Origin of the sequence: Streptomyces sp. NPDC032472 (genome assembly GCF_040636955.1) — a bacterium.
Lineage (GTDB): Bacteria > Actinomycetota > Actinomycetes > Streptomycetales > Streptomycetaceae > Streptomyces.
This window is the reverse complement of the sequence record NZ_JBEZVK010000138.1, coordinates 1-8,004: the sequence shown is the minus strand read 5'-3', so window position 1 is coordinate 8,004 and position 8,004 is coordinate 1. Positions and strand designations below refer to the sequence as shown.

At 71.1% G+C, this 8,004-nt stretch carries 8 protein-coding genes; 4 read left to right on the top strand and 4 right to left on the bottom strand.

All coding sequences use genetic code 11. The annotated features are described in order from the left end of the window. The 4 genes from AB0F11_RS36750 to AB0F11_RS36735 form a co-directional block, all read left to right on the top strand. The coding region (locus tag AB0F11_RS36750) for a M6 family metalloprotease domain-containing protein (protein ID WP_362183815.1) at positions 1-929 on the top strand (929 nt) is incomplete at its 5' end. Positions 930-1,462: 533 nt separating this feature from the next. Beyond that, positions 1,463-1,921 (top strand): hypothetical protein, encoded by a 459-nt coding sequence (locus AB0F11_RS36745; protein ID WP_362183813.1) that lies wholly within the window; start codon positions 1,463-1,465, stop codon positions 1,919-1,921. A gap of 260 nt (positions 1,922-2,181) precedes the next feature. After that, positions 2,182-2,409 (top strand): hypothetical protein, encoded by a 228-nt coding sequence (locus tag AB0F11_RS36740; RefSeq protein ID WP_362183810.1) that lies wholly within the window; start codon positions 2,182-2,184, stop codon positions 2,407-2,409. 38 nt (positions 2,410-2,447) lie between these two features. After that, positions 2,448-2,801 carry a DinB family protein gene (locus AB0F11_RS36735; protein WP_362183807.1) on the top strand — a complete coding sequence of 118 codons (354 nt, stop codon included), beginning with the start codon at positions 2,448-2,450 and terminating at the stop codon, positions 2,799-2,801. Between the two features lie 602 nt (positions 2,802-3,403). Here the strand turns inward: AB0F11_RS36735 and AB0F11_RS36730 are convergent. The 4 genes from AB0F11_RS36730 to AB0F11_RS36715 form a co-directional block, all read right to left on the bottom strand. Continuing rightward, a complete protein-coding gene (locus tag AB0F11_RS36730; protein ID WP_362183804.1) occupies positions 3,404-3,910 on the bottom strand; it encodes a hypothetical protein in 507 nt (168 codons plus the stop codon). Between the two features lie 239 nt (positions 3,911-4,149). Further along, positions 4,150-4,239 carry a K(+)-transporting ATPase subunit F gene (kdpF, locus tag AB0F11_RS36725; RefSeq protein WP_106982927.1) on the bottom strand — a complete coding sequence of 30 codons (90 nt, stop codon included), beginning with the start codon at positions 4,237-4,239 and terminating at the stop codon, positions 4,150-4,152. A gap of 431 nt (positions 4,240-4,670) precedes the next feature. Beyond that, the gene (locus tag AB0F11_RS36720) at positions 4,671-7,214 is read right to left on the bottom strand and encodes a sensor histidine kinase KdpD (protein WP_362183801.1); all 2,544 of its coding nucleotides are present in this window, start codon (positions 7,212-7,214) and stop codon (positions 4,671-4,673) included. Between the two features lie 45 nt (positions 7,215-7,259). Next, positions 7,260-7,949 (bottom strand): response regulator, encoded by a 690-nt coding sequence (locus AB0F11_RS36715; protein ID WP_362183818.1) that lies wholly within the window; start codon positions 7,947-7,949, stop codon positions 7,260-7,262. Positions 7,950-8,004: the final 55 nt, after the last annotated feature.

The window sequence follows — 8,004 nt, the reverse complement described above, 5'->3', positions numbered from 1 at the left end:
CCGAACCGTACGCCGCTCACCTCGCACCGGCCGCCGACTGGACGGGCCGCGCGAGCTACGGCCGTCTACGATTGGACAACACCCCGCTGCACCGCTGGATCCGGATGCCTGCCGACTCCACCTCCTACGGTTTCGCGCGCGGTCTCACCTTCGAGGCCCACGAGAAGTACCTCCGCGACGCGATCACGGCCGCCGACCCTTACGCGGACTTCTCCCGCTATGACATGGTCTACGTCGTCCCCGCCAGGACGGCGACCGCCATCCCCTTCTCACCGACCTACCTGTACGACCCGGCGACGCCCGGCATCACCGCCGACGGCACCCGCCTCAAATGGGCCGTCACCTTCGGGCAGGACATGTGGCGTTGGGGCCACAAGGTCGCGGCCCACGAGACCGCCCATACCTTCGGGCTGCCCGACCTGTACTCGTTCGCCGGCGCCACCCACCAGTACGTGGGCGGTTGGGACGTCATGGGCGACATCGCCGGCCACGCTCCGCAGTACCTCGGGTGGCACTCTTGGAAGCTCGGCTGGACTCGCGACGACCAGGTCGCCTGCCTCGCCGCGTCCGGTCGCCGAACGGTACGACTGACCCCGGTGGAACGGTCCGGCGGAACCAAGATCGCCGTGCTGCGGACCGGTGAGACGACGGCATACGTGGCGGAATCCCGCCGCGCCCAGGGCAACGACGCGGCCGCCTGCTCCACCGGCGTCCTCATCTACAAGGTCGACTCCGCAGCCCGGACCGGCGAAGGCCCGGTGCGGATCACGAACGCGAACCCGACCACGACCCCGCCCACCGGGTGTGCGGCGCTGGACCTGGCCGCGTACGCACCCGGCCAGAGCTTCACAGACCCCGCGACCGGCGTGCGTATCGACGTCCTCGGGGGCGGACGGACGGGAGACACGGTGCGGCTGAGCAAGGAGTGACTCCGGTCCGGGCCGGCCACCGTCCACCTGATTCCCCGGGGACGGGGTCCACCTGCCGGGCAGTGGTGCCCACGTGTTTGTCGGCGCACGCCGTGGCTCGAGGGCTGAGCAACGCCCCCCGCTCCCGGCGGCCACCTGGTGACGCCACACCATAGGAACGCCCAGGTCAGCCGCACATGGTGCCCGTCACCACACTTCCCGCCCGACGGGTGCATCTCAGCCATGCTCTTGCCGAACGGCCCCGAAGGAGCCTCTCCCGGCTACCCCATATGAAAGGGGCGGACAGCCGCACCCACGCGGCGCCCCCTCCCCTTTCGTCCTGACCAACCCCCACCAGAACGCCCGCCAGCTGCTTCCGCCGGCGCGCGGGCGTTCAACAGGGCGACCGGGGCCGTCACCGGGGGGCGCGGGGCTCAGCGGTTGTCGTGGAGTTCCTTAGAAGTCGGTGGCAGGCGCCCGCCTTGTCCCCCTCGTCCGGGCCGGAGCCTGCTGCGAACGTGGTCAGCCGGCGAGCGCAATGATGTGATTGCGGCATGACAGGCTCTCAGAAGGACGACGAACCCCCCGAGCACCGGCGCTATGCCCGATACCAGCGGGCCTTGGACAGCGTCGCGGAGGCGGAGGAGGCGGACCTGCTGGCCACCGTCCTGCACGACGAAGACGCAGCCATGGCCGAGAGCGCCGTGAACCATCACCTCGAACGCCGGGCGGCCCAACAGCTGACCAGCCCCCGGTTTCCCGCCTGGGCCGCGATGATGGCCACGGTCATCGGCGATCGCGCCTTCCTCGCCCGCCGCCTGCGCGAGTGGACTCTGCTCAGGTCCATCGCCCTGGACGAGCCATGGACCGACGAGGAACTGCTGACCGCGTCCGACTGGTTCCAGCACACGGTCGCCGCCGCCCAGCTCGTCACTTCGCCTGCCGCCCTGCGCCTGTTGGCCGAGCACGGTCGCACTCGGCGTGTCCGCAACGCAGCGAGCCGCCGAACCTGACGACCGCATCAACGCCCCAGGCTGATGTGATCCCCAGGTCTTGACGATCCCTCGTTTTCCGGTGGCTCTCGTGACGCCCGCAGCCGCTGCCTGGGTCGGCGGGAGCAGGCCGGCACGACGGAGGGTCGTCGGACTGCTGCTCCTGTGCGTAATGCCCGCGCAAGCCGTGGACGCCGCCGAACGCCGCCGAACCGTACGACGTACACCACCCGCACACCGGCCAGAGGCTGTACGTCTCCGACAGCGGCAACAACCGCGTGGTGAAGATCGCAGCCGCGACCGGCGCGCAGAGCACCGTGCCCTTCCCCGGTCTGAGCAGCCTGCTCGGTCCGGCCCTTGACCACCGCGGCACCCTCTACGTCGCCGACGCCTTCGACAATCGTGTGCTCCGTCTTCGCCCGAACGGCACCCAGGCCGTGCTGAACCCCACCGGCCTCAACACCCCCACCGGCCTCGCCTTCCCGCCGCGTACCGGCGCAGACGGGTAGCTCCGGGTCGCGACCGGCGCACGTAGCACTCGATCAGGATGAACGACGTTGTGCAGGGTGGTTCCGGCGACTTCACGATCGACTGGGCCCCTCCGGAGCCGGTTCCCCCGCCGGTCACCACGATCGCCTGGCGCCTCGGCCACATCCTCGTCGGAGTGCTGGGGGCGCGCAGCGCCTCGCACTTCGGCGGACCGCCCGTGGACTACATGACGTACGCGTATCCAGGCACCGCGGCAGAGGCGTTGGAGCAGCTCGACGCCGCGTACGCGCGGTGGGTCGCCGGAGTGCGCTCCCTGGGCACGGAGGGGCTGACGCGCCCCTGCGGCGAGGCGGAGGCCCCTACGCGCAGGAGCCGATGGCGACGCTCGTCCTGCACATCAACCGCGAGGTGATCCACCATGGAGCGGAGATCTCCCTGCTCCGGGACCTGTATGCCCACCGGGCCTGAGGCCGTCGGTCCGCGGCCCCGGCGGCCCAGGTGACGACCGGTGGACGGACGCCTTCCGTGCCCCTCAGACGCCCCCACCCAGCCGGAGGGCGTGCACGATCCCGCGGACGACCTCACCCGCACTCTGGAGGCACGCGTCCGCGGGTGTACCTGTTCGGCTCTGTTGGGCGGCGCTTCGACGGCGCCCTCGCCCTGCGGGCTGGTGGCGGCCCCCGACACTGGTGCGGGCGCTGTCGTGCCGACCGACGAAGCGATCGGCGGCTGATCTCGGCGGTCCGCCCGAGGCGGAAGGGCGGGAGGCGGCCTACCCCCCGGGTACCCCGTCGCCACACCATGGGAACGCCCGGTTCAGCCGCACATGTTGTCCGTCACCGAACTTGCCGCCCCAAGCATGGGAACCCCACCCGTGGCGCCGCCTGGTCGCGCCTCCGGGGGCCTTCTCCGGGCCGGAAGCGGGGGTGCCGAGAATGCCGTCTTGGTGATGGCCACGCAGCGTTGAACCCTGGCATTCAGTGCGGATCGAGCTGCGCGGGTGCCGCTTCGAGGTCACTCCAGGCCGGAGACCTTGAAGACCGTGCGGGCCGTCTCGCGGTCGATGCGTTCCGACAGCTCGCGCAGGGCGGTCGTGCCGCTCAGCAGGGTGCCGCGCTGGATCGAGGTGCGGGCGTCCACGGCGAGCCGGTGCCACATCGCGGGGTTGCGGACGAGGACCGTCGGGTCGATCTCGACCCGGCTGCCCTCGGTGTCCCGCAGGACCATCCGCTGCGTCACCCCGTCGTACCAGCGGACCGAGACGAGGGCGTCGGTGCGGACGGTGTCCTCCACGAGCAGCCTGCGGGTGCTGAGCCGGCCGGGCCGTACCGATACCCGGGGCGGCAGGAGGACCACGAAGAGGAGGCCGGCCAGCCCGGTCCACACGGCGCCGCGGGGCACATCGAGCTCGCCGAGGCCCGCGTCCATGCTGAACAGGGCCGTGAACAGGAGAAACGCGACACCGATCGCCGAGCGCCGCTCACCGGCCCAGTGGGTGTCCTGTGTGGAGCGTCGTTCCATGAGGGTGACGTTAGGGCGGGAAGAGGTCTCGGAACCGGACCCTGACACAGCGCTGATGTCGCGGCTACGGGATCTTGACGGGGTTCCCGCTCGGGGGGAACCCGTCGGCCTCGGCGGCCCGGCGGGCTGCTCCAGGGCAGGGCCAGGAGTGGTCGTACGGGGGGAGGGCTCCACGGCGCGGGGCCCGGGGCCGGTTGGAACGGTCCGGCATGGTTGGCCGTGAGCGCGAGGTCGGCATGTCAGAACTTCTCGGGGAAGAACAACGCCAGGACCAGGTACCCGACGATGCTGACCGCGACGACGATGCCTACGACGTTCTCCGTGCTCAACCGAAACCCGCCTCCTCGATGCGCCCCCAACCTGACCAGCGAACAGCACCGAGGCCCTGAACGAAACGGCCCATACGCCATCCTGACGGCACCCGCTGGGACTTTGACGGCCTCCTGACGGCCGCCGTCCGGGCTGCGTCAAAGATCGACTTCCGTGCGGAAGGAACCCGTCAAGGAGTGCGGCCGGGGCCTCGGACCGGCCGCAGACTGGTGGGGCGACGGTACGGGAAGACGGTCCCGCGGTACGCGTCCGAGGGCGGTGACCTGAACACCGCCCGAAGGGGCGCAAGGTCTGGCTCGTGGGGGGTTCGGACCTGCGCCGAGCGCGTGCCGGGTCGACCGTCGCACCACACGTGAGCCGTCCGGCTCCCCGGTGTGAGGACACCGGGGCCGGACGGCTCACGTGGTTCGCGGCCGGGGGCCGCCGTACGTCAGGTGACCGCCGAGGTCGGCAGCTCCGCGGAGACCGGTGGAGTGCCGCCCGCCATCGCCAGGGTGATCACCATGGTGAGGCCGCCGCCCGGGGTGTCCTCGGCCGTCAGGGTGCCGCCGATGGCCTCGGTGAAACCGCGGGCGACCGCGAGGCCGAGGCCCACTCCGGCCCCGCGCGGGGCGTCCCCGTGGCGCTGGAAGGGTTCGAAGATCCTTTCCTTGGCCTCGTCGGGAACTCCGGGGCCGCGGTCGACGACGCGGACCTCGACGCGGTCGTGCAGGGCGCTGGCCGAAACCAGGACGGGCCGGCCGGTGGGGCTGTACTTGACGGCGTTCTCGACGATGTTGGCGACGGCACGCTCCAGCAGACCGCGGTCGACGGCGATCATCGGCAGGGTTTCGGGGATGTCCAGTTCGACGCTGTCCTCGGGTACGCCGCCCAGGGCCATCGGCACGACCTCGTCGAGGTCGGTTTCGCGGATCAGGGGGACGACGGTGCCCGTGTTGAGGCGGGACATGTCCAGCAGGTTCCCGATCAGGGCGGCGAGGCGGTCGGCGCCGTCCTCGATGCCCTCCAGGAGCTCGGCCTTGTCCTCCTCCGACCATGCGACGTCATTGGAACGCAGGGACGAGACGGAGGCCTTGATACCGGCGAGCGGGGTGCGCAGGTCGTGGCTGACGGCGGCGAGGAGCGCCGTGCGGATGCGGTTGGCCTCGGCGAGTTCGCGCGACCTCTCGGCTTCGTCGACCAGGCGTTGGCGGTCGAGTACGACGGCCGCCTGCGCGGCGAAGGCGCCGAGTACACGGCGGTCCTCGGCGGGCAGGACGCGGCCGGTGAGCGCGAGCGCCATGGTGTCGCCGATGGGCAGGTCGACGTCCGCGTCCTCGGGGCGTGCCGCGGGGCTGGTGCCGACGGCTGCCGCCGCGGTCCAGGGGTCGACTTCGCTGGTGCGTTCGAGGAGGGCGACCGACTGCATGGCGAAGGTCTCGCGAAGCCGTTCCAGGAGGGCGTCGAGGGAGTTCTCGCCGCGCAGGACGCTGCCGGCAAGGAAGGAGAGGATCTCGGACTCCGCCCGCAGGCGGGCGGCCTGATGGGTGCGCCGGGCGGCCAGGTCGACCACCGAGGCCACGGAGACGGCCACCCCCACGAAGATCGCGATGGCGACGATGTTCTTCGGGTCGGAGATGGTGAACTCGTGCAGCGGCGGGGTGAAGAAGTAGTTCAGCAGCAGGGAACCGAAGGCCGCCGACGCCAGAGCGGGGAGCAGTCCGCCGAGCAGCGCCGCCGCCACCGTGAAGGTCAGGAAGAGCAGCATGTCGTTGGCGAGCCCGAGGCCGGGGACGACGTCGTTCAGCAGGACGGTGAGGAGCGCCGGGCCGCCGATGCCGGTGAGCCAGCCCCAGATGATGCGGGAGCGCCCGAGGCGTGCCCCGCGGGCGACGGGCAGGCTCCGGCCCTTGGCGGCCTCGTCGTGGGTGACGATGTGGACGTCGAGGTCGGGTCCGGACTCGCGGGCGACGGTGGCGCTGACCCCGGGGCTGAAGACGGACTGCCAGGAGCGGCGGCGGCTGACGCCCAGCACGATCTGGGTGGCGTTGACCCCGCGCGCGAACTCCAGGAGCGCGTCCGGGACGTTGTCGCCTATGACGTGGTGGAAGGTGCCACCGAGGTCCTCGACCAGGGTGCGCTGGACGGCGAGCTCCTTGGGCGAGGCGGAGGTCAGGCCGTCACTCGCGGCGATGTAGACGGCGAGCACCTCGCCGCCCGCGCCCTTCTCGGCGAGGCGGGCGGCGCGGCGGATGAGGGTGCGGCCCTCGGGGCCGCCGGTGAGGCCGACGACGATGCGTTCGCGGGCCTGCCAGGTGGAGCGGATGTTGTGCTCGCCCCGGTACTCCTGGAGGTACTCGTCGACCCGGTCGGCGACCCACAGCAGGGCCAGCTCGCGCAGGGCGGTGAGGTTGCCCGGCCGGAAGTAGTTGGACAGGGCTGCGTCGACCTTGTCCGGCTTGTACACGTTGCCGTGGGCCATCCGGCGGCGCAGCGCCTGCGGGGACATGTCGACCAGCTCGATCTGGTCGGCCCGACGGGCCACCTCGTCCGGCACGGTCTCCCGCTGCCGGACCCCGGTGATGGTCTCGACCACGTCACCCAGCGATTCGAGGTGCTGGATGTTGACGGTCGAGACCACGTCGATGCCGGCCTGGAGGAGTTCCTCGACGTCCTGCCAGCGCTTGGCGTTGCGCGAGCCGGGCACGTTGGTGTGGGCGAGCTCGTCCACCAGGGCGACGGCCGGGCGCCGCGCGAGGATCGCATCGACGTCCATCTCGGTGAAGGAGGAGCCCCGGTACTCGATCCGGCGCCGCTCGACGATGTCGAGGCCGTGGAGCATGACCTCGGTGCGCGGCCTGCCGTGGTGCTCGACGAAGCCGACGACGCAGTCGGTGCCCCGCTCGATCCGGCGGTGCGCCTCGGAGAGCATCGCGTACGTCTTGCCGACGCCCGGCGCCGCGCCGAGGTAGATGCGGAGCGTGCCGCGTCCCATGTTTCCGACTCTTCTTCTCTGTTGGTGATCGGGCGGGTGGACAATTCAGGGTTCGAAGCGGTATCCCATCCCCGGTTCCGTGATGAGATACCGGGGGTGCGAGGGGTCCGCCTCCAGTTTGCGCCGGAGCTGGGCCATGTAGACCCGCAGGTAGTTGGTGTTCTCGCGGTACGTAGGCCCCCACACCTCCAGCAGCAGCCGGCTCTGGCTGATCAGGCGCCCCGGGTGGGTGGTGAGGATTTCCAGCAGGTGCCATTCGGTCGGGGTGAGCCGTACGGCGCGCTCGCCCCTCAGCACCTTCTTCGCGACGAGATCCACGGTGAACTCGTCGGTGGCGACCAGGGTGACCTTGTCGGGCCGGGCGGTCCCCGGCGCCTCCTGACGGCGGGTGGCCGCGCGCAGGCGGGCCAGGAGCTCGTCCATGCTGAACGGTTTGGTCACGTAGTCGTCGGCGCCGGCGTCCAGGGCCCGGATCTTGTCCTCCGACGTGTGGCGGGCGGACAGGACCAGGATCGGGACCAGGCTCCAGCCGCGGACGCCCTTGATGACTTCGATGCCGTCCATGTCGGGCAGCCCGAGGTCGAGGACGATGACGTCAGGTTTGTGCGCGGCCGCGAGTCTGAGCGCCGAGCCGCCGTCGCCGGCCTCGGCCACCTCGAACTTGCGCGCCTGGAGATTGATCCTGAGCGCGCGGACGAGCTGGGGATCGTCCTCCACCACCAGCACCCGGGTCATGGGTGTGAGCCTTTCCTTCGTTGCGGGCACGGTGAGGAGCCGGCGGGGCGCGAAG

What these genes read in the sequence shown, in the direction of transcription:
- AB0F11_RS36720 (WP_362183801.1), bottom strand. Translation starts at nt 7,214, where the DNA reads ATGGGACGCGGCACGCTCCGCATCTACCTCGGCGCGGCGCCGGGCGTC.
- AB0F11_RS36715 (WP_362183818.1), bottom strand. Translation starts at nt 7,949, where the DNA reads ATGACCCGGGTGCTGGTGGTGGAGGACGATCCCCAGCTCGTCCGCGCG.
- AB0F11_RS36730 (WP_362183804.1), bottom strand. Translation starts at nt 3,910, where the DNA reads ATGGAACGACGCTCCACACAGGACACCCACTGGGCCGGTGAGCGGCGC.
- AB0F11_RS36735 (WP_362183807.1), top strand. Translation starts at nt 2,448, where the DNA reads ATGAACGACGTTGTGCAGGGTGGTTCCGGCGACTTCACGATCGACTGG.
- AB0F11_RS36745 (WP_362183813.1), top strand. Translation starts at nt 1,463, where the DNA reads ATGACAGGCTCTCAGAAGGACGACGAACCCCCCGAGCACCGGCGCTAT.